This is a genomic window from Pseudomonas sp. Irchel 3F3 (genome assembly GCF_900187545.1).
Lineage (GTDB): Bacteria > Pseudomonadota > Gammaproteobacteria > Pseudomonadales > Pseudomonadaceae > Aquipseudomonas > Aquipseudomonas fortuita.
Map to the genome: position 1 here is coordinate 254,917 of NZ_FYDS01000007.1, position 24,159 is coordinate 279,075.

Below are 24,159 nucleotides of genomic sequence, written 5' to 3' on the forward strand. Positions count from 1 at the left end.
GGGCACGCCCGCTCCCACAGGTACAGCGCAGCCATTGAGGGAAGCGATGATCCTGTGGGAGCGGGCGTGCCCGCGAAGAGGGCGACACAGCCCTGAATTTCTCCTCAATCGCTGAGGATGCTCGACCACCGGCTTTTCATGCCGCCGGACAAAGCAGGCATAATACCGCGCCTTCTACACTCAAGCGCATTTTCACAGATTGCCGGACGCCCCTTTGACGCAGGCCCATGCCCCCAACGTTTCGCCCCGCCCCTCGGCCTGCCCGGGGTTGTGGCGTATTGTCAGTGCCCGTGATGGCGGCATCTGCCGCATCAAACTGCCAGGCGGCTTGCTGCTGGCCGACCAGGCCGACGCGGTGGCGACGGCAGCCGAGCGCTTTGCCAGCGGCGTGATCGAGGCCACCAACCGTGGCAACCTGCAGATCCGCGGCATTGGCAACGCACATCGCGCCCTGGTCGAGGCACTGCTCGCAGCCGGCCTGGGGCCGCGCGATGTGGCCGGTGACGATGTGCGCAACCTCATGCTCAGCCCGCTGGCCGGGCATGATCCGGCAATGCTGCTGGATGCACGGCCGTTGGCAGGGCAGATCCTCGACCTGCTGGAAGGCACCCCGCGCTTTCACCAATTGTCGGCCAAGTTTGCCGTGCAGCTGGATGCCGGCGAGCGCCTCGCCATGCTCGAGCACCCCCACGATTTGTGGCTATCGGCCCTGCGTCTGGAGCAGCAGACCTGGCTGGCGTTTGGCCTGGCGGGCTGCCCGGCGGACGGCCAGGTGCTCGGCGCCGTGCCGCTGGCGCAGGGCCTGGCGTTGGTGCGTGCGGTGCTGGAGCGCTTTCTCGACCTGGCCACCCTGACGCAGTCGCGCATGCGCCAGTTGCTCGAGGTGTGCCCGGCAAGCGATTTCGTCGATGGGCTCGGCCTGGACATCCGCCGTGATACCGCCGTGCTCGCCTGGCGCCGTGAACAGCACCGCGCCTCCTGGCTGGGCACGCTGCCGCAGGCAGAAGGCGTTGCCCTTGGCGTAGCCCCGCCGCAAGGCCGCCTGACCCCGGCCATGCTGCGCGGGGCTGCGCGGGTGGCCCGGGAACGGGGCGATGGCAGCTTGCGGCTCAGCCCTTGGCAAAGCCTGGTGCTGACCAACCTGCAAGCACACCACATCGACACCGCCCAGTCCGAACTGTCCGCCCTGGGCCTGCTGTGCCACGACCATGAGCCGCTGGCGCGCATCAGTGCCTGCACCGGTGCCAGCGGCTGCGCCAAGGCGCTTGGCGAGACCAAGGCCGACGCCGTTGCCCTGGCCGCGCTGCTGGGCCCTGGCTTGCCCGCCAGCGTGCACTTGTCTGGCTGCGCCCGTTCCTGCGCCGTGGCCCATGTTGCCCCGGCCACGCTGCTGGCCCGATCACCGGGCCGTTACGACCTGTACCTGCGTGACGCGCGCCAGCCGGGCTTCGGCGCCCTGCGCGCCACCGACCTTACCTTGAACGAAGCAGGCGCCATGCTCGACCTGCCGACGGAGCACCTTGATGATTGACTACATCCGCGATGGTCAGGAGATCTATCGCAATTCCTTCCGGATCATCCGTGAGGAAGCCCGACTCGAGCGGATCCCCGCAGACCTCGAAAAGCTCGCCGTGCGCGTGATCCACGCCTGCGGCATGGTCGATGCCATCGATGGCCTGCAGTTCTCCGAAGGCGCCGGCCGGGCCGGGCGCGAGGCGCTGCTTAACGGCGCGCCGATCCTGTGCGATGCGCACATGGTCGCCGAAGGCATCACCCGTGCCCGCCTGCCAGCCGACAACAAAGTCATCTGCACGCTGCGCGACCCAAGCGTACCGGGCCTGGCCAAGGACGCAGGCAACACCCGTTCTGCCGTAGCCCTTGAGCTGTGGCGCCCGTACCTGGAAGGCAGCGTGGTGGTGATCGGCAATGCGCCCACCGCCCTGTTCTACCTGCTGGAGATGATTGACGCCGGCGCGCCCAAGCCAGCGCTGATCCTCGGCTTCCCAGTCGGTTTCGTCGGTGCTGCCGAGTCCAAGGCGATGCTCGCCGCCGACAGCCGTGGCGTGCCGTTCGTGATCATGCAAGGCCGCCTTGGCGGTAGCGCGATGGCCGCCGCTGCGGTCAACGCCCTGGCCACGGAGGTGGAGTGATGGCGCCGCGTGGACGTCTGCTGGGCCTGGGCGTGGGCCCGGGCGACCCTGAACTGATCACCCTCAAGGCCCTGCGCCTGCTGCGCGAAGCGCCAGTGGTCGGTTACTTCGTGGCCAAGGGCAAGCGTGGCAATGCCTTCGGCATCATCGAGGCGCACCTGCAAGCGCAGCAGACGCTGTTGCCGCTGGTGTACCCGGTCACCACCGAAGCCCTGCCTGCGCCGCTTTCCTATGAGCAGGTGATCAGCGACTTCTACGACGAAGCCAGCGTGCAGGTGGCCGAGCACCTGGATGCCGGTCGCGACGTGGCGGTGATCTGCGAAGGTGACCCATTCTTTTACGGGTCCTACATGTACCTGCACGACCGCCTGGCGCAGCGCTATGAAGCCGAAGTGATCCCCGGCGTGTGCTCGATGCTCGGGGGCGCCTCGGTGCTGGGTGCGCCGCTGGTGTACCGCAACCAGAGCCTCTCGGTCTTGTCTGGCGTGTTGCCCGCCGAGGAACTCAAGCGCCGCCTGGCCGACGCCGATGCAGCGGTGATCATGAAGCTTGGGCGCAACTTCCCGAAAGTACGCGAAGTACTGACCGAACTGGGCCTGGACGGGCGCGCGCTGTATGTGGAGCGGGCCACCATGGCCAACCAGAAGATCGTGCCGCTGGACCAGGTCGACCCGCAGTCGTCGCCGTACTTCTCGCTGATCATCGTGCCGGGGGAAAAATGGCAGGGCTGAACATCCACAAGGCGCCGGCAATCGTCATTCTCGGCCCAGGCAGCCTGGCGACGGCGCAGCGTATCCAGCAATGTTATCCACAGGCCACGATCCATGGCCTGGAAGGGCGCGTCGAGGGTGCAGACCAATCGTACAGCTCGTTCGGCGATACCCTGCGCGGGTTATACCAGCAGGACACGCCGATCATCGCCCTGTGCGCTGCGGGCATTGTCATCCGCAGCCTGGCCAGCCTGCTCAGCGAGAAGGGCAGCGAGCCGCCAGTTCTGGCCGTGGCCGAGGATGGCAGTGCAGTGGTGCCGCTGCTCGGTGGCCTGGGTGGCGTGAACGTGATGGCACGCGAAATCGCAGAGGCACTGGGCGTTGCTGCTGCGATCACCACCAGCGGCGAGCTGCGGTTCGGCACTTGCCTGCTGAACCCGCCGCAGGGTTATGCACTGGCGGACATCGAGCAAGGCAAGCGCTTTGTCTCTGATTTGCTGGCTGGCGAGGCGGTGCGCATCGAAGGTGATGCGCCGTGGCTGCAACAGGTGCAGTTGCCTGCCAGCGATGCAGCACGGCGAACCATTCATGTGGGGCATCAGGCGCGCCCGGCCAACCGAGACGAATTGCTGATCCACCCCCGCTCGGTGGTAGTGGGGGTTGCAGGTGGCAACCTGAACGGTATTCGAGCTGCATTGCAGCAGGCCGGCATCGCTGAGCGATCCGTAGCCTGCGTGCTGGCGGACGAGCAAACCATGGCCGACAGTGCCTTGCACGAGGCCGCGCAGGCTTTGGGTGTAGCCTTGCGCTTCGCTGCCAGGCCAGGCGATGTGGCCAGCATGGTGGCTGCAGCGTTGCCAGGCGCAGAGTTGATAGAACAGGCCGAAGTGGTCATCGCAGTGGCGCCGGCGCCGGTGGATGCCGCGCAGGTCGGCCGCCGTCGTGGCCGGCTGGCGGTGATCGGCCTCGGCCCTGGCGCTGCCGAGCTTATGGTGCCGGCGGTCAAGGCCGAGCTGGCACGCGCCGAGGATATCCTCGGCTACGAAACCTACGTGCGCATGGCCGGGCCGTTCCGTGACGACCAGGTGATGCACTGCACCGACAACCGTGAAGAGATGCAGCGCGCCCGGCATGCCTTCGAGCTGGCGGCACAAGGCCGTTCGGTGGTGGTGGTCTCGTCGGGCGACCCAGGCGTGTTCGCCATGGCCGCTGCAGTGCTTGAAGCGCTGCACGAGTCCAGTGACCCCGCCTGGCATCGCGTCGACCTCGAGATCCTGCCTGGGGTGTCGGCCTCGCTCGCTACCGCTGCGCAGGCGGGTGCACCGCTGGGGCATGACTTCTGTGTGATGTCGCTGTCGGACAACCTCAAGCCCTGGTCGATCATTGAAAAGCGCCTGGACCTGGCGGCCCAGGCGGACCTGGTGCTGGCCTTCTACAACCCGATTTCCAAGTCCAGGCCGCACCAGCTCGGGGTGGCACTTGAGGTTGTGCGTCGCCACCGCGAGGGGAACACGCCTGTAGTCCTTGGCCGCGACATCGGTAGGCCGGGGCAGACGCTGAAGGTAGTCACCTTGGCCGAGCTGCTGCCGGAAATGGTCGATATGCGCACCATGGTTTTGGTCGGGTCCTCTACAACCTGTGTATTCCCTCGCCTGTCGGGTGGGGTGTGGGCGTACACGCCGCGTTGGTACCCCACCGCCAACTAGTTGCGTCGGAAACCCTTCAGCGCGCTTCGTGGCCAACGCGCTGGCTAAGGTGGTTGCCCCTGACTCAAGGGGCAACCATCAAGGAGTTTCCAATGTCCGATGCAACACAAGTCACCACCACCAACGCTGCCATCCTGGTAGAAGGCAACCTGCTTGCCTGCGGCGCGGGCATGTCTGCGCAAAGCCGTCACGATGTGAAGAATGCCTTCCACTTCGCCACGCTGGTCGCCGACAAAGCCTTTAACGCCGAAAAGCAGAGCCGGGAGTGGTACGACAAATTTATCGACGTCATGCGTGACCTTGGCTTCACCATCCCACGCCGTACCTTCGAACTTGAAACTTCGGCGGAACTGTCTGTCACCGTCGGCGCCGTGGCGATCCGCGCGATCGGTGTGGTGGGCAATGCGATGCTGGGCGGCACGAAGTTGGGCGAAGTGGCAAAGCTGGCCTTCGACAAACTGACCACTGTCGAAAACGATGCCAAGGTGCTTGATCACAAGCGCAAGAACAAGGCCAGGGGCATGGTCGGCATGGCGGCCTGCATTGAAACCGAAAATAACGATGTGGTCATGGTGGTGAGCTGCATCCAGGCCTCTGCCCCGCAACTGGACGACGACGTGCTGGGTATCCAGTGGAAGCTGGACAAAACCTCGTACTACGCCGGTACGGCAGTGCTCACGCTCAACAACTTCGTCTACGACAAAGTGCGCGAAACCGTAGAAAACAAACTTGGCGTGCGCAGCGTCGAGAACGTTCTCGAGTACGACATCTGATTGCTCGGCGGCGTCGTCGCAACGCCGCCTTGTTCGGTTCTTTGTGATGAGGTAACACGATGGATAGAGCAGCTGAGCAATTGATGTTGATTGGCGGAACAGCATTGCTGTATTCGCCGGGCACGGTCGAGGCACAACGCCAGGCCGCTTTTGATTCAATCCTTTACGCACAGTTGGTGGCCAACAAGCACGCCGGTTCACGCATCGACAATTATGAACGCTGGTATGCCGCGTATCGCGAGGCTTACCGCCAATTGGGCTGGATCAAGCTGGCCAGCACACATGACCTCAAGCAGTTGGGGCGACCCGTGCGCAACGCGCATATACAGCCACTTGAAGCCTGGCTGAAAATTCGCTCGTTACGCCATGAGGCCGTGCTGGCGGGAATCAAGTCGGGCCTCGCTCGATCTGCTGAGGGCTTGCGGCACCTGATGAAGTTCAGCGCACACGACCAGGCCCAGTCCTCCACGCTGGTCATCGAACTCGGCGTACTCAAGCCGGGACCGACACTGGACCTGTGCAGCATCTCGATGCAAATCGACCAGCCACTCTCGCTGGTCTCGATGGCGACATTTACGAGCGAACACGTGCTTGATGGCGAAGCCGAGTTCAATGGCGTCTCTCTGGCGTTGGATGAAGGGCGCTTCCAGCACCAGCGTGGTGAATTGCAAGCCTTGATGCAAAGCAAAGACGCACAAGCTGCTTACCGCTTTGACCCTTACGCGCAACCTACAGGAGCAGCATCATGAGTGAAGCCACGTCTGCCGTGATCGGCGCCGGGATCGTTTCCTTTTTGCCAGGCATTGATGCCGCGCAGAAAGACAAGGTGAAGCTGGCCCTGGCGATGGCCGAACGAGCCACCGATACCGCTTACAAGGAGGGGCTGATAAAAGACTGGTTCGCTTATTACCGTAACCAGCTCAAATTCATGGGGTGGGATGCCGTAACGGCCGAGCAGATCCATTGGCCGGACAAGACGCGTACGCAGCAGACGGATCAACTGCTGCAGACGCTGTCCAAAACGGCCGGAGACAGCTTTGCTACATCGGTGAAAGTGTTTATTCAAACATTGCTGAAGAAGCCATCGGTGCTGAAGGAACTTGAGACAAAGGCATTCGAGAGGCAACACTTTCAAGTGTTGGCCTGCGCGCCGGCTGGCAACAACCGGGTTGATATGGTGGTTTACCACGAAGCGGACAAACAGTCTGTTTTCAGTGCAGGGTTCATCAGCCGCAAGCGCAGTCACAAGAATGTGCGTGCGGAACTGGTACGGTTCAATATTCTGGCCTTTGAGAACAGCGTATTGCCAAAAGTCCAGGAAAGCGTCGTCAAGGTGTCCCAGGCGCGCATTCATGACTATGCCATCTAAGGCACCAGATACCCTTTGATCCCGGTAAAAATGATCTGCGCCGCCAGGGCACAGACGAACAGCCCCATCAGACGGCTGACGATCTGCAGGCCCTGGTCGCCAAGGATCCGCTCGATACCGTGCGACAGGTAAAGCACCAGGCCGACGGTAAAGCTGGCCAGCGCGATACTGACGATGGCCAGCAGTTTGTCGTCCCAGTGCGGTTGGCTCACACCCATCACCAAGAGGGCACCGATGGTACCGGGGCCAACCGTCAGCGGAATGGTCAGCGGCACGATCGTCACGTCCTGCTGCACGTTGTCGGCCTGTACCGCCGGCTTGCCCTGCGCCATCCCCAAAGCCGAAATGAACAGCACGCTGCCGGCCCCGATGCGGAAGGCGTCGGCGGTAATGCCGAAAATACCGAAGATCACCCGACCGAACAGGTAGAGCAGCACGCTGGCGACCAGGGCTGCGAAAGCGACCTTCCAGGCCAGTTGCTTGCGCTCCTTGCTGGAGTGGCCGCGGGTCAGGCTGATGAAGCACGACAGCACGAAGAACGGGCTGTAGAGCACGAGCATTTTCAGGTAGACGCTGAACAACTCATGGAGCATGAGCGCTGGTCCTCGGAAACTCAAAAAGGTTGCGCAATTATTGTGGGTGCGGGCCGTATTGATCTGGTGATCAGTGTTCACTGCACGACAGCGTAGTCTAGGAAGTAGGCGCCGGGTCCACCTTGGCTTCCCGGTGATTGGCCCAGTACTGGATCAGTTCGCGCAATTGCGACAGCTCGACCGGCTTGGCCATGTGCCCGTCCATGCCCGCCAGCCGGGCGCGTTCCTTGTGTTCTGTAAGAATGTGCGCGGTCAGTGCCACTACCGGGGTGCGCTGGCGCTGGTTGGCGGTTTCCCACGCACGCAGCTGCTGGGTGGCCGAGAAACCGTCCAGAATGGGCATCTCGCAGTCCATCAGCACCAGGTCATAGCGCTGGTTTTTCATTGCCTGCAGGGCCTCCTCGCCATTGCAGGCGGTGTCGGGCTCAAGGTTGAGCTTGCCGAGCATGCCGCGTATTACCTTGGTCGAAATGCTGTTGTCCTCGGCGACCAGCACGCGGAAGTCGCCTGGCAGGTCCAGTGCCTGCGGGATACCGGGCAGGCTGGCCGGCACCGCCTGATCGCGGCCGCGCTGAGCCAGTTCTTCGGCCAGGGTGGTTTTGAGTGTGTAGCCGGCCACCGGCTTGGCAAGTATCCGTTTGACCCCGGCGTTGCGTGCGATGACCTTGCTCGGTGCATTGCTGATACCGGTGAGCATTACCACCAGAATGTCGTGGTTCAGGCTCGGGTCTTCCTTGATCTTGGCGGCCAGTTGCATGCCGGTCATGCCCGGCATGTTCTGGTCCAGCAGCACGGCGTCGAAGTAGTCACGCAGGTGCGCCTTGGTGCGTAACAGGGCCAGCGCTTCCTTGCCCGAAGGCACCGCGCTGACGTTCATGCCCCAGGCGCTGCATTGTTGCACCAGCACCTTGCGGCAGGTGTCATTGTCGTCCACCACCAGCACGCGGGCATCGCGCAGCGGGCTGTCGAGATCGGTTGGTGGCTGCTCCAGGCGAGAGGGGTCCAGCGGCAGGGTCAGCCACAGGGTGTTGCCCATGCCGGTGCTGCTCTTGATGCCGAACTCGCCCTGCATCAGGCCGATCAGCTGTTTGGCAATGACCAGCCCAAGGTGGCCGCCCAGCTTGTTGCTGGACAGGAAGTGGTGGCTGTGCAGCTCGGCTTGCAACAACGCTTCACGGTCTGCGGCGGCCAACGGTTCGCCGCTGTCCTGCACAGCGATGCGCAGGCGCGGTAGCTCACCCCGTTGGTCCAGTGCCACTACCAGCAGGATTTCGCCCTGATCGGTGTTTTTCAGGGCGTTTTCCAATAGGCTCGACAAGGCCTGGCGCAGGCGTGTCGGGTCGCCACTGATCACTCGCGGTACCTGCGGCTGTGTGAAGCTGATCAGCTCGATGTTCTGCTGCTCGGCCTTGGCGCGGAAGATGGTCAGACAATCCTCGATCAGTGCATTGAGGTCGAACTGCACGTCATCCAGCTCGATCTGCCGGGACTCCAGTTTGGAAATGTCGAGAATTTCGTTGATCAGTGTCAGCAGCTCGTTGCCGGCACTGTGGATGGTCTGCACATAGTCGCGTTGCTTGACTGACAGCGGTGTGCCCAGCAGCAACTCCGTCATGCCCAGCACGCCGTTCATGGGGGTGCGGATTTCGTGGCTGATCTTGGCCAGGAACTCGGCCTTGGCGTTCATTTCGGCATCGCTGGCGGCCAAGGCGCGGCTGGCGCTGAAGCGCTCTTCGCTCATGCGGCGCAGGCGTTCGCTGACTGCCAGGTTGAGCAGCAGGCCGCTGGCCACGGCCAGCCCCAGCAGAATGCACAATAGCCAAGGCGTAGCGGTACGGGTCAGGCCCAGCAGTGCCGGCAGCAGCACCAGGCCACCCAGGTTGAACACCACCATGGCCAGGCTGAACAGCCGGCCGGGTGCATAGCCCCGGTACCAGTGGTAGCTGCTGACCAGCAGCATGCTCACGCTGCCCAGCGCCAGCAAGGCGTAGGTCATCAGGTTGAGGGGCAGGGTGTCGACGAACAGCAGCACCAGCCCGCTGACCCCGACCACCAGCATTTCGCCCTGCAGCAGGCGGTTGATCCGCGGCGAGTTGCACGGGTTGAAGAAGTGCTGGGTGAAATACAGCCCCGCCAGGCCGGCCAGTACCAGTGTCAGGTAGGCGGCCGGGGTTTGCGCGTTGTGCCACACGTGCCACCAAGGGCCGCTGAGGTTCAGCAGGATCAGGCCGCTGAGCAGCATCAGGCTGTGGTAGAGCGCGAGGATCAGGGTGGTGGTGGAGTGGCTGTAGAGGAAGCGGATCAGGTTATGCAGGATCAGCATGACCAAGCCGCCGAACAGCATGCCGAACAGCAGTGGCTGGCTATGGTCCGAGGCGGCTACGGCCGCAGGTTCAAGGCTGATGGCCGGGCGCAACTGGTGCTCGGAGACCAGGCGCAGGTAGATGTCCAGTGGTTGCCTGCTGTTGGGCAGGGGCAGTACATGGTCGCTGCCACGCAGGGTCGGGCTGGCATTGCCGGCCTGGCGCCCGTGGTGCAACTGACGCAGAAGTTGGTCGCCCTGGAGGGCGTATAGGTCAAGCCCAGACAGGTCGGGGGCGAATACCCGAAGCAGTTGCTCCTGGTCGCCTGGTTCCAGGCGGTAGTGCAGCCACAAGGCCTGCTCCGGCGGAGCGGCATCCAGTTCGGCAAGTACCAGCGGGCTGAACTGGTTGCGATAGCGCTCGGAGCGTACATCGCTAAGTTGCAGGTTGGCCTGTTCGTCGAGCAGAACGGTCCAGTCTCCGTCATGCTCGGCTGCAGCCGGTAACATGAAGAGCAAGGTCAGCAAGGTGACGATCAGAGCTGAGGCAATCCGAAGCCGACGCACTACGAAATCCCTTCTTAGCCGATGTGCCGGGTACTAACTATGCGCGGCGCGCCAAGTCGAAGGCAAGGCCCGTGCCGGGCCTTGTCGACGAGCCGGATGCCGTGCGCCGGGCGGTTGACAGCCCCGGGCGGCACGGCGTTCCGGTAGTGCTTACTGCTGGTGTTCACCGCGCTCGCGGGCGATGGCCCGGTAGCCGATGTCAGTGCGGTAGAAACTGCCGTTCCAGCTTACTTCCCTGGCCAGGCGGTAAGCCTGCTGCTGCGCATCGGCAACCGTGCTGCCCATTGCCGTGGCGCACAGCACGCGCCCGCCGTTGGTGACCACTTGGCCGTCCTTGAGCGAAGTACCGGCATGGAACACCTTGCCTTCGATCTTGGCTGCTGCGTCCAGGCCGCTGATCACGTCGCCCTTGGCGTAGTCGCCCGGGTAACCGCCAGCCGCCAGCACAACGCCCAGGCTCGGGCGTGGGTCCCACTGGGCTTCGACCTTGTCCAGCGCCTTGGCGAAGGCGGCTTCGATCAGCAGCACCAGGCTCGACTCCAGGCGCAGCATGACCGGCTGGGTCTCTGGGTCGCCGAAGCGGCAGTTGAACTCGATGACCTTGGGGTTGCCCGCCTTGTCGATCATCAGGCCAGCATAGAGGAAGCCGGTGTAGACGTTGCCTTCCTCGGCCATGCCGCGCACAGTTGGCCAGATCACCTGGTCCATCACCCGCTGGTGCACGTCGGCGGTAACGACCGGGGCAGGGGAGTAGGCACCCATGCCGCCCGTGTTCGGGCCGGTGTCCTGGTCGCCGACGCGCTTGTGGTCCTGGCTGGTGGCCATGGGCAGCACGTTGTGGCCGTCGACCATGACGATGAAGCTGGCTTCTTCGCCGTCGAGGAACTCTTCGATCACCACGCGCGAACCGGCTTCACCGAAGGCATTGCCGGCCAGCATGTCACGCACGGCGGCTTCGGCTTCTTCGAGGGTCATGGCGACGATGACGCCTTTGCCCGCAGCCAGGCCGTCGGCCTTGATCACGATCGGCGCGCCTTTTTCTTGCAGGTAGGCCAGGGCCGGCTCGATTTCGGTGAAATTCTGGTAGTCGGCGGTCGGGATCTTGTGACGCGCCAGGAAGTCCTTGGTGAAGGCCTTGGAGCCTTCCAGCTGCGCTGCACCCTTGGTTGGGCCGAAGCAGTCCAGGCCACGGCTGCGGAACAGGTCGACCACCCCGATGACCAGTGGTGCTTCCGGGCCGACGATGGTCAGGTCGACGTTTTTCTCGGCAAAGTCGGCCAGTTGTTCCAGGGCGCATACGTCGATGGCGACGTTCTCGCACTTGGCTTCAATGGCGGTGCCGGCGTTGCCTGGGGCAACGAAGACTTTCTCCACGCGTGGGTCCTGGGCAACTTTCCAGGCCAGGGCGTGCTCACGGCCGCCGCTGCCGATGATCAAAACTTTCATGTCAAAACCTCGAATTCTTTCGGGCGCAAGGCGAAGCCTCACGCTGTACGAGGTCGCAATGAAGCAGGTAGATGCAAGGCGGGGCCGGTTCCGATGAGCGGAGTTGCCTTCTGGCAATGAGCATCAGCGGAACCGGCCCCAACGCAGCAGATGCCTGCTTCAGTGCGGCCGATTGCCGTAAATCAGTGGCGGAAGTGGCGCATACCGGTGAATACCATCGCGATACCGGCTTCGTCAGCAGCAGCGATGACTTCGGCATCACGCATTGAGCCACCCGGCTGGATCACGGCGCTGATACCCACTTTAGCGGCATTGTCGATGCCATCACGGAACGGGAAGAACGCATCCGATGCCATGACTGCGCCCTGCACCTGCAGGCCAGCATGCTCGGCCTTGATTGCAGCAATACGCGCGGAGTTGACGCGGCTCATCTGGCCTGCACCCACGCCGATGGTCTGGCGCTGCTTGGCGTAGACAATGGCGTTGGACTTGACGAACTTGGCCACTTTCCAGGCAAATACCAGGTCGTGGATTTCTTGCTCGGTCGGGGCCCGTTTGGTGACGATCTTCAAGTCATCGGCGGTGATCATGCCGATGTCGCGGCTTTGTACCAACAGGCCGCCATTGACGCGCTTGAAGTCCCAGCCGGCAGCGCGTTCGGCTGGCCACTCGCCGCATTCCAGCAGGCGTACGTTTTGCTTGGCAGCCACCACGTCGCGGGCAGCCTGGGAAATTTTCGGCGCGATGATCACTTCGACGAACTGGCGCTCGACGATGGCCTTGGCAGTTTCGCCGTCCAGTTCGCGGTTGAAGGCAATGATGCCGCCGAAGGCCGATTCGGTGTCGGTGGCGTAGGCCAGGTCGTAGGCCTTGCGGATGCCGCCTTCGTCTTCAGGCACAACAGCCACGCCGCACGGGTTGGCATGCTTGACGATGACACAGGCCGGCTTGACGAAACTCTTCACGCACTCCAGCGCGGCGTCGGTGTCGGCCACGTTGTTGAACGACAGCTCCTTGCCTTGCAGCTGGATGGCAGTGGAAATGCTCGCTTCGCCTTTTTTGGCTTCTACGTAGAACGCCGCGCTCTGGTGCGGGTTCTCGCCGTAGCGCATTTCCTGGGCCTTGACGAACTGGCTGTTGAAGGTACGCGGGAATTCGCTGCGTGCGGAAGTCGAAAGGGTGTCCTTGGCCTGGTCGATGGTGCCCATGTAGTTGGCGATCATGCCGTCGTAGGCGGCAGTGTGCTCGAACGCCTTGAGCATCAGGTCGAAGCGCTGGGCGTAGGTCAGGCCGCCGGCCTTCAGGCCTTCGACAATGCCGGCGTAGTCGCTGGCGTTGACCACGATGGCGACATCTTTGTGGTTCTTGGCTGCCGAACGGACCATGGTCGGGCCGCCGATGTCGATGTTCTCGATGGCGGTTGGCAAGTCACAGCCAGGCTTGGAAATGGTGGCTTCGAACGGGTACAGGTTGACCGCAACCAGGTCAATCGGCTTGATACCGTGCTCGCTCATGATGGCGTCGTCGGTGCCGCGACGGCCCAGGATGCCACCGTGGATTTTCGGGTGCAGGGTCTTGACCCGGCCATCCATCATTTCGGCGAAGCCGGTGTAGTCGGCCACTTCCACCGCGTTCACGCCGTTGTCCTTGAGCAGCTTGTAGGTGCCGCCGGTGGACAGGATCTCGACACCGAGCTGCTGCAGCTCACGGGCGAATTCGAGGATACCGGTCTTGTCGGAGACGCTGATCAGGGCGCGGCGGACTGGCAGGCGGGTAGTCTGGTCGGTCATTTCGGGTTCCAATAACGCGGTGGAGTCTGCAAAAAAGGCGCCTCTGTTCAGGGAGCCGCCTTTTCTGGTTGGGATTCTGGCTTACAGCAAGTCGTACTGCTTGAGCTTCTTGCGCAGGGTGCCTCGGTTCAGCCCGAGCATCTCGCTGGCCTTGGTCTGGTTGCCCTTCACGTAATTCATCACGCTTTCGAGCAGGGGCGCCTCCACTTCGGAGAGCACCAGGTTGTACACGTCCGTGACGGTCGCGCCTTCCAGGTGGGCGAAGTAGTTGTGCAGCGCCTTCTCGACGCTGTCGCGAAGGGTCTGGCCCTCTTCGCTCGGCGTGTTGAGGTGCTGTTTCAGGTTGGCGTTGTCGCTCACGGGCGTTGTTCCACTCACAAATGTCTCTGTCATCATCGTCATGCGGCCACCCCTTGTCCGTCCTCTGTCCCAAGGCTCTGTCGACGTTCACTGAAAAACGCGCGAACGTTGGCGCACTGCGCTTGTGTGTCTTCCAAAGCGTTGAACCGGGAGCGAAACTCCTTGCCGCCGGGTCGTGTTGCCAGGTACCAGCCAACGTGCTTGCGGGCGATACGTACGCCCATCACATCGCCATAAAAGGCATGCAACGCGGCCAGATGCTCCAGCAGGATGCGTTCCACTTCGTCCAGTTGCGGCGCTGGCAGGTGTTCGCCAGTGCGCAGGTAATGCTCGATCTCGCGAAAGATCCATGGCCGCCCTTGGGCTGCCCGGCCAATCAACAAGCCATCGACCCCGGTGGCATCCAGCACCGCCCGGGCCTTTTCTGGCGAGGTGATATCGCCATTGGCAAAGACCGGGATCGACACCGCTTGCTTGATGGCTGCGATGGTGTCGTATTCGGCTTCGCCGGTGTAAAGATCGGCACGTGTACGGCCATGCACCGCCAGCGCCTGGATGCCGGCCTGTTCGGCAATTTTCGCCACGTTCAGGCCGTTCTTGTTCGCCCGGTCCCAACCGGTGCGGATCTTCAGGGTCACCGGGACGTCCACAGCGCCGACCACGGCGTGGAGGATCTCGCTGACCAAAGCTTCATCTCTCAATAAAGCAGAGCCTGCAGCTTTGTTGCAGACTTTTTTTGCCGGGCAGCCCATGTTGATGTCGATGATCTGGGCGCCCGCTTCGACGTTGGCCTTTGCTGCTGCAGCCATCATCTGCGCGTCACCACCGGCGATCTGCACCGAGCGTGGCTCGGGATCGCCTTCATGGATGCGGCGCAGGCTCGACTTGCGGCTGTTCCACAGGCTCATGTCGCTGGAGACCATCTCCGATACCACCATGCCTGCGCCCAGGCGCTTGCAAAGCGTACGGAAAGGTTGGTCCGTGACCCCGGCCATGGGCGCGAGGATCAGGTTGTTACGTAGTGTGTATGGGCCGATGCGTACCGCCGACATAGGTGATCCCTGTTGTGGGGCCGAATCTTGGAGTTCGAAAAAGGGTGGGCATGATACCCGCTCTCGGTGACCGGATAAAGATGGATTTGGATAAAATCTGAACAGTTGTCGGCTTATGACTTTTGGTATGAGCCAAGATCCGGGTACCGCGCGTACCCTCTGGGAGCGGGCATCCCCGCCTCCACAGGGTTGCTGGCTATTCCGGCGAACGGAAGCTGAGGCTGTAGTTCACGGCCTTCGGCCCCGGGTCGAGGATGTCCAGGGCGATATGGATCGGCGTCTGGCTTGGCATGTCGCCACGCCCGGCCAATTCACCGGACAGGTACTCGCTGGGTTTGAAGCGCCGGCTGGCGATCAGTTGGCCATTGAGGTCGGCAAAACGCAGTTCCAGCAGCGGGAAGGGTTGGGCGAACGGTGCACGGTTGTAAATGATCGCATCGACGATCAGTGCGCCTTTGAAATCCGGGTGGCTGCGCACCACCAGGTTGCTGCTCTTGATTCTTGAGATATCGACGCGGGTCGGTACCTGGCACCCGACCATCGGGCAAATTTGCTGGAAGATCGGCCGGTACTGGTCCTGGCGGGCCATCTCGTCGAAGTGGAACCACACATACTGGAATGCCAGCAGGCCAGCGGCCAGCAGGGTCAGGAAGCCCCACAGCAGGCGTTTGCCCCAGTTGGGTGCGGGTTTTTCCCAGCCCAGTTGCAGTGGGTCGTCGACCACATCGACCAGCGGCTCCTTGCGCAGCGGGCGCTCGGGCTTGCTGGCAAGGCCCGGCTCCAGGCGTTCACCCGGCAGCGGCTCATCAGGGTCATCGTCGCGCGCCGACAGGTGCAGGGCCAGCGGTTCATCATCGCGGGCGCTCAGGCCTTTTTCCGGGATTTCGTCATCGCTGGCGCGCAGCGGTTCGCTGAATGCGGCCTGGTCATCGATTTCGGCTGCGCGGTGTACGGGCGGCTCGTCATCGTTGTCCAGGTCAAGGTTACTGCCCAGTGTCGGCTCGGTGCGTTCGCCGGGTACAGGCTCCAGGTCCAGGTCCAGTTCCAGGGGCTGCGGCTCCAGCACAGGGGCGGGCTCTGCGGGCGTTTTTGGCTCGAAGGGCTCACCGGTGGCGTTGCCGAACAAGTCGTCCGCGTGCTCGTCCGGGCCCGGTTCGTCACGCCGCGCCTGCAGCCCGTCATCCATGTTGGCGGGGCGTGCCTGGGTCGGTTGGCCGCGCCGCTCCAGGCGTGCGAGCTCCTGGTCGAGGTCAAGTGCGTCCAGCGCCTGGGCGGTCAGGGCCCAGTCCTCGTCAGGGGTAATGCTGCGCTCGCGGGGGACAGGCTCGGGCGTGATTGCCGGCGCGGGCACGGGCTCGGCAGGCGCCGCTGGCACAGGCACAGGTGCAGGTACTGGCACCGGCAGCTCAGGTGCGCTGGCACGGTTCTGCTCCAGCAGTTGCTTGGCGGCATTGAACACCTGTAGGCAATGGCCGCAGCGGACTACGCCGCGGGCCACGCTCAACTGGTGGTGGGTGACGCGAAAGCTGGTCTGGCAATGCGGGCACTGGGTGACGAAACTGTCGGTCATGCGGCAATCCGGGAGCTGTGCAGAAGGATATTCTAGGCCCGCTTAGCGGCGGCGACCACTGATGCGCACCCAGCCATCGCGAACGACGATCGGGTCCAGCTCGAAGTCGGCGGCGTAGGCCGCAGCCACGTCCTCACCCTGTTCGGCCAGAATGCCGGACAGCGCCAGCAGGCCACCTGGGCGCACCAGGCCCGACAGCTGCGGAGCCAGCGACACCAGTGGGCCAGCGAGGATATTGGCGACCAGCACGTCGGCCTGCATGGCCGGCATGTGCTCGGGCAGGTACAGCGCCAGCTTCTCATCGGCAATGCCGTTGCGCTGGGCGTTATCGCGCGAAGCTTCGATGGCCTGCACGTCGATGTCGGTACCGACCGCTTCACGCGCGCCCAGCAGTAGCGAAGCGATGGCCAGAATGCCCGAGCCGCAGCCGAAGTCCAGCACCTGGGTGCCTTCAAGTTGCTGGCCGTCGAGCCATTCCAGGCACAGGGCAGTGGTGGGGTGGGTGCCAGTGCCAAAGGCAAGGCCTGGGTCCAGCAGCAGGTTCACTGCGTCCTTTTCCGGGGCGTCGTGCCAGCTGGGCACAATCCACAGGCGGCGGCCGAAACGCATAGGCTGGAAGTTGTCCATCCAGCTGCGCTCCCAGTCCTGGTCCTCGATTACCTCGGCCTGGTGCTGTGGCAGCTCGGCGCCGGTCAGCAGGCGCAGGTGGGCAAACACCTGCTCGGGCTCGGCATCGGCCTCGAACAGCGCCAGCAGGTGGGTGTGCGACCACAGCGGGGTGGTGTTGAGGTCTGGCTCGAAGATCGGTTGATCTTCGGCATCCATGAACGTGACCGAGACGGCGCCTACTTCGAGCAGGGCATCTTCGTAGGTTTCGGCTTGTTCCGGGCTGATGGCCAGGCGTACTTGCAGCCAGGGCATGGCGGGCACCTTTGGTAAATCGACGGGGGCAGCCCTAGGCTGCGCGAAGGCTCGCAGTCTACGCGAGTGCGGAAGATTTGTGGATCGGGGCCGCTGTGCAGCCCATTCGCAGCACAAGGCTGCTCAGGAGCTCGCATACCCCTGCGGGAGCAGCCTTGTGCTGCGAATGGGGCGCATTGCGCCCCCGGGGGTTACATCAGACGAAACAGAGCGAGAGCGACTCAGCTATATAAGCAGGCTTCTCTTCACCCTCGATTTCCAGCGTAGCAATTGCCTTGAGCAGCCATTGCCCCGGCTTCTTCTGCACCACTTCGGCCAGGTCCACCTTCAGCCGCACCTGGCTGTTGACCTTGACCGGCTGGATGAACCGTACGCTGTCCAGCCCATAGTTCACCACCATCTTCAGCCCTTGCGGCAGGACCAGGATGTCCTCGATCAGCTTGGGGATCAGTGACAATGTCAGAAAACCATGGGCGATGGTGCCGCCAAACGGGGTTTCGGCCGCCTTTTCAGGGTCGACATGGATGAACTGAAAATCGCCTGTCGCCTCGGCGAACAGGTTGATGCGCTGCTGATCGATCTTCAGCCAGGCGGAGTGGCCCAGCGCTTTACCAACATACTGCGAAAGCTCTGTAACCGGCACATAGGGCATCGCGGACTCTCCAGGTTGTCAGTTGGTACGAAAGTGCAAGATCAGCACGGCGAACCGTTTCAGTCAAGTTGTCTGTTTTTCGACGAATATCGGTATATCGCTGTGCGTGCTTATAATGGCGGCCGTGCCCGAGGGAGATGCTTATGCTGTTGCGTGGTTTGACCTGGCTGGTGCTGTTCCAGCTGCTGGGGACGGCGATCAACCACTTGTTGGTGCCGTTTCTGCCGGGGCCGATCATCGGCCTGGTGCTGCTGTTGGGCTTCCTCATGGCCCGCGGTGAGGTGGGCAAGCCATTGAACGAGGCGGCCAGCAGCCTGCTGCGCTACCTGCCGCTGTTGCTGGTACCGCCGGCAGTGGGGGTGATGGTGTATGCCAAAGACATCGCCGCCGACTTCTGGGCGATTGCCGGAGCCCTGCTGATCTCCTGCCTGGTGACGCTGGTTTTTGTGGGTGTGCTGATGCAAACGCTCATTCACCGCCAGGGCAAGCGCGAGGAGCGGCCATGATGCCCGATTGGCAAGGCGCGCTGGATGCAGTGGTGCACCATCCTTTGTTTGGTATCGGTATCACGCTCGGTGCCTACCAGGTGGTGCTGGCGGCCTACGAGAAAACCCGCTGGATCTTCCTGCAGCCGGTACTGGTATCGATGTTGCTGGTAATCGGCGTGCTGCTGCTGTGCGGCATTGAATACAGCGAGTATCGCAAGAGCACCGAAATCATGAACATCCTGCTGGGCCCCGCCACTGTGGCGTTGGCCGTGCCGCTCTACCTCAACCTGCGGCGTATCCGGCAGCTGTTCTGGCCCACATTTACTACGCTGGTAATCGGGGGCCTGTTCGCCACGCTCTGCTGCCTGTTGCTAGGCTGGTGGTTCGGTGCAGAACACATGATCCTGATGACCATGGCACCCAAGTCGGTGACCTCGCCAATTGCCATGCTGGTGGCAGAGCAGATTGGCGGTGTGGCGGCGCTGGCGGCAGTGTTCGTACTGATCACCGGGGTGATTGGCGCCATCTTCGGCCCGGCGCTGCTGAGCCGCTTCGGCGTGCATAGCCCTGAGGCGCGCGGCATGTCGCTGGGCGTCACGGCGCATGCGGTGGGGACCTCGGTCGCCCTGCAGGAAGGTGACGAATGCGGCGCTTTTGCCGCGTTGGCGATGAGCTTGATGGGGGTAGCCACGGCAGTGTTCCTGCCGCTGGCGGTCAGCCTGGTAGCTTGAGGAATTGTGATGACACTACCGCTGTTTCCGCTCAATACCGTGCTGTTCCCGGGCTGCTTTCTCGATTTGCAGATTTTCGAGGCGCGCTACCTGGACATGATCGGGCGCTGCATGAAGCAGGGCGAAGGCTTTGGGGTGGTCTGCATCCTGGAAGGTGAACAGGTTGGCAAGGCGCCACCGATGGTCGCTTCGATCGGCTGTGAAGCGGTGATCCGCGACTTTGCGCAGCAGGATAATGGCTTGCTGGGTATTCGCGTTGAAGGGGTGCGGCGCTTCAGTCTGGCAAGCACCGAGGTGCAGAAGGACCAGTTGCTGGTGGGGCAGGTGCAATGGCTGCCGGAGCACGCGGACAGCCCGTTGCTCGATTCCGATGATGACCTGCTGGCGCTGCTGGTGGCGCTGGGTGAGCACCCGATGGTCGAGGCGCTGGACATGCCGCGCCCGGTGGATGGGCGCCAGGCGCTGGCCAACCAGCTGGCGTACCTGCTGCCGTTCATGGAAGAAGACAAGCTGGACCTGCTGACCCTCGACTCGCCGCAGCAGCGATTGGGGGAGATTCAGAAATTGCTGGAGCGGATTCAGGGTGAGCTTTTCGCCTGATCTCTTTGTGCTGCTTGGGCTGGCCTCTTCGCGGGCTTGCCCGCTCCCACAGGTATGTCACTTGCTTCGAGGCAGGTGCAGTACCTGTGGGAGCGGGCAGCCCGCGAAGAGGCCATTAAGGGCGACATCAATATTGGTATCTGAGCAAAGCCTGCGGCAACGCATGCATTGCAAAGAACGCCAGCAGCGCGATACATGCCGGCAACACCAGCCACCACACCCGCAGCGGCAGGGCCGGCAGTGTCTGCTGGCGCTGCGCCACAGTCAGGCTAAGCGCGCATACGCAGCAGGCCAGCAGGGCGCCGGCCAGGATGTCGGTTGGCCAGTGCGCCCCCAGGTACACCCGTGACAGGGCAATCGCCAGCGCCGGAATGCAACCCAGCATCACCCAGGTCAGGCGCATGCGCGGCGGCTGTCCGCGCCCTGCCAGCACTGCCATGACCAGAAAGAACGCAAACGACGCCGAGCTGTGCCCGCTGGGCATGCTGTAGCTGGTCAGTGGGTCGGTCAGCACCTCCGGCCGCGCCCGGGCAAACAGCCATTTCAGTGTACCGTTGGCGATCGCTGTGCCCATCAGCGCGCCAGCGGCAAAAAACGCGTGCCGCCACTGGCGGGCAAGCAGCAGCAGGCCGGTCAGCAGGGCGCCGAGAAACAGTTGCGTGCGGAAATCGCCCAGCCGGGTCACCAGTACCACGGCGCCGTCGATGGCCTGGCTGCGATGCTCCTGCACCAGTGTCATCACGCCCTGGTCGAACTCGTGCAGGTAAGGCCAGCCGAGGAATAGCCCGGCCAAGGCAGCGAAGCTCATGCCGGCGATCAGTCGTGTCCCATGGCGCTGGTCGCGAATGCTGGTGGTCAGGCTAAGGCCGATGATGACCGCCAGGGTGCCGGCGATGATGCCGGCGTCCAGCCAGAAACCTTCCGGCAGCGGCAGGCGCATGGCCGCGCCGGTAGCCCAGCCTGGCAGCAGGTAGGCGACCGACCAGCCGGCGCCGGCCACCAGGCTGACTGCGATGAAGCGCGGCAACGGCATGTCGAACATGCCCGCGACCATTGGCAGCATGGGCCGCAGCGGCCCGATGAACCGCCCTACCAGCAGGCTGGCAATGCCGTAGCGCTGAAAATAGGTCTCTGCACTGCCAATCCATTCCGGGTGGTGGCGCAGTAGCGGCAGGCGGCGAATGTTCTGGTGGAAGTACTTGCCCAGTGTGTACGACACGGCGTCGCCCAAAAGGCCGCCAAGAAAGCCCAGCAGCAACGTTTCGCCCAGGCTGAAGGCGCCACTGCCGGCCAGTACCGCGACAGCAAACAGCAGCACAGTGCCAGGCACGATGATGCCGGCAATAGCCAGGCACTCAATGCAGGCCACCAGGAAAATCGCCAGGCCAAGCCACTGCGGGTTGGCGCTTAGCCAGCCGGTCAGGCTGTCGAGCCATTGGCCCATGTTCAGCTTCCTTGTTCGAGAATGAAGAAGTCACGGCCTTCGACTTGGCCGCGACGTAACGGGTTCCGCGTGCAGAACCGGGCGTACTCGGCGTCGACGAAGCGGTAGGGCAGGTGCTCGTCGCGCCCGTGCGGGATGCCCAGCCTTGCAGTCTGGATAACCCTTGGTACGGCGTTGCCGCAATCGTCCACATACAGCCGCTCGGCATCGAAGCGCTGGGCGTCCCACACTGGCACTTTCAGGCCCAGGGCTCGGCACAGCAGGGTCTGGCCGGCGCACAGGCGTTCATCCGGGCGGAGCTTGCTGCTGGCGTCGGGGTTGTTCAGTTGCATCTGCGCCAGGCTGTCGGGGCCCGAGAGGTCGTCCTGCCAAGGATAGGCAGACTTGATCAGCACCGCGTTGCCCGGCCCGTGGGCGCTGAAGTTCAGCGAGTCGCCGCCGCGGGCGTAGTACATGTAGATGTGCCCGCCATCGAGGAACAGCGCCTTGCGCTTTTCGGTGTAGCCGAGCGAGGCGTGGCTGCCTTTGTCGGTGAGGTAATAGGCCTCGGTCTCGATGATGCGTGCGGCCAGCCACAGGTCGCCGTGGCGGTGGCGGATTACCTTGCCCAGCAGGGCCTTGGCCACGGTCTGGGCGTCACGGTCGAAAAAGCTGTCGGGCAGGGCTGGCATGCGGGCAGTTCGTGGCGGGGGACGCGGGGATGATAGCAATGAATGGCTTAATCTTGGCTGAACCTGTGGGGCGATTGATTGGTATCCATATGTTTCATTGGTAGCGGCTGTCAGGGGTTCGCCTTGATGTGTTTGGTGCCTGTGAAATCGAGCGCCGCGCGGGCGGCGCTCGATTTCACAGGCGCAGACAATCGTGAGACGAACACCCATTTTCTACCATCCGCCACCCGCCGCTGGGCGTACACCTGCGCGGCAGTTATAATCAGCCGATTTCCCCTTCGCCAAGACACCGAACCCATGACTGAGTCCGTTCTTGACTACATGACCCGTTTGGGTCGCGCTGCCCGTGAGGCTTCCCGGGTAATCGGCCGTGCCAGCACCGCGCAGAAAAACCGCGCCTTGCAAGCCGCTGCCGATGCGCTGGATGCTGCCCGTGCGGAACTGACTGCCGCCAACGAGCTGGACCTGGCCGCCGGCCGCGCCAATGGCCTGGAGCCGGCACTGCTCGACCGCCTCGCGCTGACCCCTGCACGTATCGATGGCATGATCACCGGCCTGCGCCAGGTCGCCAGCCTGCCGGACCCGGTTGGTGCCATCCGCGACATGAGCTACCGCCCATCGGGTATTCAGGTTGGCAAGATGCGCGCACCGCTGGGCGTGATCGGGATCATCTACGAGTCGCGCCCGAACGTGACCATCGATGCTGCCAGCCTGTGCCTGAAGTCAGGTAACGCAACCATCCTGCGTGGCGGCTCTGAAGCCATCCATTCCAACCGTGCTATCGCCACCTGCATCCAGCGTGGCCTGGCCGCCGCGGGCCTGCCGGCTGCCGTGGTGCAGGTGGTCGAGACCACCGACCGCGAAGCCGTGGGCGCGCTCATCAGCATGCCGCAATTTGTAGACGTCATCGTGCCGCGCGGCGGCCGTGGCCTGATCGAGCGCATCAGCCGCGATGCCCGCGTTCCGGTCATCAAGCACCTGGACGGCATCTGCCACATCTACGTCAGCCAGCATGCCGACCTGGACAAGGCCTGGAACGTGGCCTTCAACGCCAAGACCTACCGTTATGGCATCTGCGGCGCCATGGAAACCCTGCTGGTCGACCAGCAAGTGGCCGAGCGTTTCCTGCCGGAAATGGCCCGCCGCTTCCAGGAGAAGGGCGTGGAACTGCGTGGCTGCGAGCGTACCCGCGCGCTCATCGAGGCCAAGCCGGCCACTGAAGACGACTGGCACACCGAGTACCTGGACGCGATCCTGTCGATCCGCGTCGTCGATGGCCTGGACCAGGCCATCGAGCACATCAACCACTATGGCTCACACCACACCGACTCGATCATCAGCGAACACCAGGGTGAAGCCCGCCAGTTCATGGCTGAGGTGGACTCGGCGTCGGTCATGCTCAACACTCCGACCTGCTTTGCCGACGGTTTCGAGTACGGGTTGGGTGCGGAAATCGGTATTTCCACCGACAAGCTGCATGCCCGTGGCCCGGTCGGCCTGGAAGGCCTGACCTGCGAGAAGTACGTAGTGATCGGCGACGGCCAGCTGCGCGGTCAGGAGTCCTGCTGAGTTGAGCACGGCCCAGGCAGTCCGGCGCATCGGCATTCTAGGTGGCACCTTCGACCCCGTGCATATAGGCCACCTGCGCAGCGCGCTGGAAGTGGCCGAGTTCATGGGGCTGGACGAACTGCGCCTGTTGCCCAACGCTCGGCCGCCGCACCGCGACACCCCGCGGGTGGCCGCGCAGGATCGCCTGGCCATGGTCCGCGAAGCGGTGCAGGGCGTAGCTTGCCTGAGCGTCGATGCGCGCGAGCTTGAGCGGGACAAACCGTCCTACACCATCGATACGCTGGAATCGATCCGCGCCGAACTGGCCGGCCACGACCAGCTGTTCCTGGTGCTGGGCTGGGATGCCTTCTGTGGTCTGCCGGGCTGGCACCGCTGGGAAGAATTGCTGCAACACTGTCACATCCTGGTGCTGCAACGCCCGGATGCCGACGTAGAACCCCCTGACGAGCTGCGCAACCTGCTGGCTGCGCGCTCGGAGAGCGATCCCGCCGCCATGTCCGGCCCGGCGGGAAATATTTCGTTCGTCTGGCAGACGCCGCTTGCGGTGTCGGCTACACAGATCCGACAGCTGCTGGCCAGCGGCAAATCGGTGAGGTTCCTGGTGCCGGACGCCGTACTGGCCTACATCGAGGCGCACGAACTGTATCGTGCGCCTAACTGACGGTGCCTCTGGCGCCTCATCCAACGAGTTGAAC

Annotated in this window: 23 protein-coding genes; 12 read left to right on the forward strand and 11 right to left on the reverse strand. The window is 63.3% G+C overall.

Features of this window, described 5'->3' with window-relative positions; genetic code table 11:
• The first annotated feature begins 199 nt into the window (after positions 1-199).
• The 7 genes from cobG (at position 200) to CKW35_RS17275 (ending at position 6,708) form a co-directional block, all read left to right on the forward strand.
• Positions 200-1,531 carry a precorrin-3B synthase gene (gene cobG / locus CKW35_RS17245; RefSeq protein ID WP_095116481.1) on the forward strand — a complete coding sequence of 444 codons (1,332 nt, stop codon included), beginning with the start codon at positions 200-202 and terminating at the stop codon, positions 1,529-1,531.
• Positions 1,524-2,150 (forward strand): precorrin-8X methylmutase, encoded by a 627-nt coding sequence (locus CKW35_RS17250; RefSeq protein WP_016489386.1) that lies wholly within the window; start codon positions 1,524-1,526, stop codon positions 2,148-2,150. The genes cobG and CKW35_RS17250 overlap by 8 nt, the downstream gene beginning before the upstream one ends.
• Complete coding sequence (locus CKW35_RS17255) at positions 2,150-2,881, forward strand: precorrin-2 C(20)-methyltransferase (RefSeq protein ID WP_016501827.1); 732 nt, start codon at positions 2,150-2,152, stop codon at positions 2,879-2,881. The genes CKW35_RS17250 and CKW35_RS17255 overlap by 1 nt, the downstream gene beginning before the upstream one ends.
• Positions 2,869-4,566 (forward strand): precorrin-3B C(17)-methyltransferase, encoded by a 1,698-nt coding sequence (cobJ, locus tag CKW35_RS17260; RefSeq protein WP_095116483.1) that lies wholly within the window; start codon positions 2,869-2,871, stop codon positions 4,564-4,566. Before CKW35_RS17255 ends, cobJ begins: the two co-directional genes overlap by 13 nt.
• A 92-nt stretch (positions 4,567-4,658) precedes the next feature.
• Positions 4,659-5,339 carry a hypothetical protein gene (locus CKW35_RS17265; RefSeq protein ID WP_016489383.1) on the forward strand — a complete coding sequence of 227 codons (681 nt, stop codon included), beginning with the start codon at positions 4,659-4,661 and terminating at the stop codon, positions 5,337-5,339.
• 59 nt (positions 5,340-5,398) lie between these two features.
• Complete coding sequence (locus tag CKW35_RS17270) at positions 5,399-6,088, forward strand: hypothetical protein (protein ID WP_236058864.1); 690 nt, start codon at positions 5,399-5,401, stop codon at positions 6,086-6,088.
• Positions 6,085-6,708 carry a hypothetical protein gene (locus tag CKW35_RS17275; RefSeq protein WP_095116487.1) on the forward strand — a complete coding sequence of 208 codons (624 nt, stop codon included), beginning with the start codon at positions 6,085-6,087 and terminating at the stop codon, positions 6,706-6,708. Before CKW35_RS17270 ends, CKW35_RS17275 begins: the two co-directional genes overlap by 4 nt.
• Here the strand turns inward: CKW35_RS17275 and CKW35_RS17280 are convergent.
• From CKW35_RS17280 to CKW35_RS17320, 9 genes are all read right to left on the reverse strand, one after another.
• Positions 6,705-7,301, reverse strand: coding sequence for a MarC family protein (locus tag CKW35_RS17280; protein ID WP_016489380.1), 597 nt, complete (start codon positions 7,299-7,301; stop codon positions 6,705-6,707). The genes CKW35_RS17275 and CKW35_RS17280 overlap by 4 nt on opposite strands.
• Positions 7,302-7,398: 97 nt before the next feature.
• Positions 7,399-10,170, reverse strand: coding sequence for a hybrid sensor histidine kinase/response regulator (locus tag CKW35_RS17285; protein WP_095116489.1), 2,772 nt, complete (start codon positions 10,168-10,170; stop codon positions 7,399-7,401).
• Positions 10,171-10,320: 150 nt separating this feature from the next.
• On the reverse strand, positions 10,321-11,616 hold the full coding sequence (gene purD / locus CKW35_RS17290) for a phosphoribosylamine--glycine ligase (protein ID WP_016489378.1): 1,296 nt from the start codon (positions 11,614-11,616) through the stop codon (positions 10,321-10,323).
• A gap of 182 nt (positions 11,617-11,798) precedes the next feature.
• Entirely contained in the window at positions 11,799-13,406 is a 1,608-nt protein-coding gene (gene purH, locus CKW35_RS17295; protein ID WP_016489377.1) for a bifunctional phosphoribosylaminoimidazolecarboxamide formyltransferase/IMP cyclohydrolase, read from the reverse strand.
• An 81-nt stretch (positions 13,407-13,487) separates the two neighbouring features.
• Positions 13,488-13,808 (reverse strand): DNA-binding transcriptional regulator Fis, encoded by a 321-nt coding sequence (gene fis / locus CKW35_RS17300; RefSeq protein WP_012274390.1) that lies wholly within the window; start codon positions 13,806-13,808, stop codon positions 13,488-13,490.
• Entirely contained in the window at positions 13,805-14,818 is a 1,014-nt protein-coding gene (gene dusB, locus CKW35_RS17305) for a tRNA dihydrouridine synthase DusB (protein WP_016489376.1), read from the reverse strand. Before dusB ends, fis begins: the two co-directional genes overlap by 4 nt.
• Positions 14,819-15,014: 196 nt before the next feature.
• A complete protein-coding gene (locus CKW35_RS17310) occupies positions 15,015-16,388 on the reverse strand; it encodes a DUF3426 domain-containing protein (protein WP_095116491.1) in 1,374 nt (457 codons plus the stop codon).
• 42 nt (positions 16,389-16,430) lie between these two features.
• Positions 16,431-17,309 (reverse strand): 50S ribosomal protein L11 methyltransferase, encoded by an 879-nt coding sequence (gene prmA, locus CKW35_RS17315; protein WP_016489374.1) that lies wholly within the window; start codon positions 17,307-17,309, stop codon positions 16,431-16,433.
• Positions 17,310-17,505: 196 nt separating this feature from the next.
• Positions 17,506-17,961: a MaoC family dehydratase gene (locus tag CKW35_RS17320; RefSeq protein WP_016489373.1), complete on the reverse strand. Its 456-nt coding sequence runs from the start codon at positions 17,959-17,961 to the stop codon at positions 17,506-17,508.
• 143 nt (positions 17,962-18,104) lie between these two features.
• On the opposite strand from CKW35_RS17320, the gene CKW35_RS17325 reads away from it, so the two are divergent.
• The 3 genes from CKW35_RS17325 to CKW35_RS17335 are packed head-to-tail and all read left to right on the forward strand — an operon-like array spanning position 18,105 to position 19,780.
• Positions 18,105-18,467, forward strand: a complete 363-nt coding sequence (locus CKW35_RS17325; protein ID WP_016489372.1) for a CidA/LrgA family protein — start codon at positions 18,105-18,107, stop codon at positions 18,465-18,467.
• Positions 18,464-19,180, forward strand: a complete 717-nt coding sequence (locus CKW35_RS17330) for an LrgB family protein (protein ID WP_016489371.1) — start codon at positions 18,464-18,466, stop codon at positions 19,178-19,180. The genes CKW35_RS17325 and CKW35_RS17330 overlap by 4 nt, the downstream gene beginning before the upstream one ends.
• A 9-nt stretch (positions 19,181-19,189) precedes the next feature.
• A complete protein-coding gene (locus CKW35_RS17335) occupies positions 19,190-19,780 on the forward strand; it encodes an LON peptidase substrate-binding domain-containing protein (RefSeq protein WP_016489370.1) in 591 nt (196 codons plus the stop codon).
• Between the two features lie 127 nt (positions 19,781-19,907).
• Here CKW35_RS17335 and CKW35_RS17340 read toward each other — a convergent pair whose 3' ends face one another.
• Together CKW35_RS17340 and CKW35_RS17345 are read right to left on the reverse strand one after the other, a co-directional pair.
• Positions 19,908-21,224, reverse strand: a complete 1,317-nt coding sequence (locus CKW35_RS17340) for a bifunctional DedA family/phosphatase PAP2 family protein (protein ID WP_016489369.1) — start codon at positions 21,222-21,224, stop codon at positions 19,908-19,910.
• Positions 21,225-21,226: 2 nt separating this feature from the next.
• Positions 21,227-21,895, reverse strand: a complete 669-nt coding sequence (locus CKW35_RS17345; RefSeq protein ID WP_023047864.1) for a DNA-3-methyladenine glycosylase — start codon at positions 21,893-21,895, stop codon at positions 21,227-21,229.
• A gap of 297 nt (positions 21,896-22,192) precedes the next feature.
• On the opposite strand from CKW35_RS17345, the gene CKW35_RS17350 reads away from it, so the two are divergent.
• Complete coding sequence (locus CKW35_RS17350; RefSeq protein ID WP_016489368.1) at positions 22,193-23,464, forward strand: glutamate-5-semialdehyde dehydrogenase; 1,272 nt, start codon at positions 22,193-22,195, stop codon at positions 23,462-23,464.
• Between the two features lies 1 nt (position 23,465).
• A complete protein-coding gene (gene nadD, locus CKW35_RS17355) occupies positions 23,466-24,125 on the forward strand; it encodes a nicotinate-nucleotide adenylyltransferase (RefSeq protein ID WP_016489367.1) in 660 nt (219 codons plus the stop codon).
• The last annotated feature ends 34 nt before the right edge of the window (positions 24,126-24,159 follow it).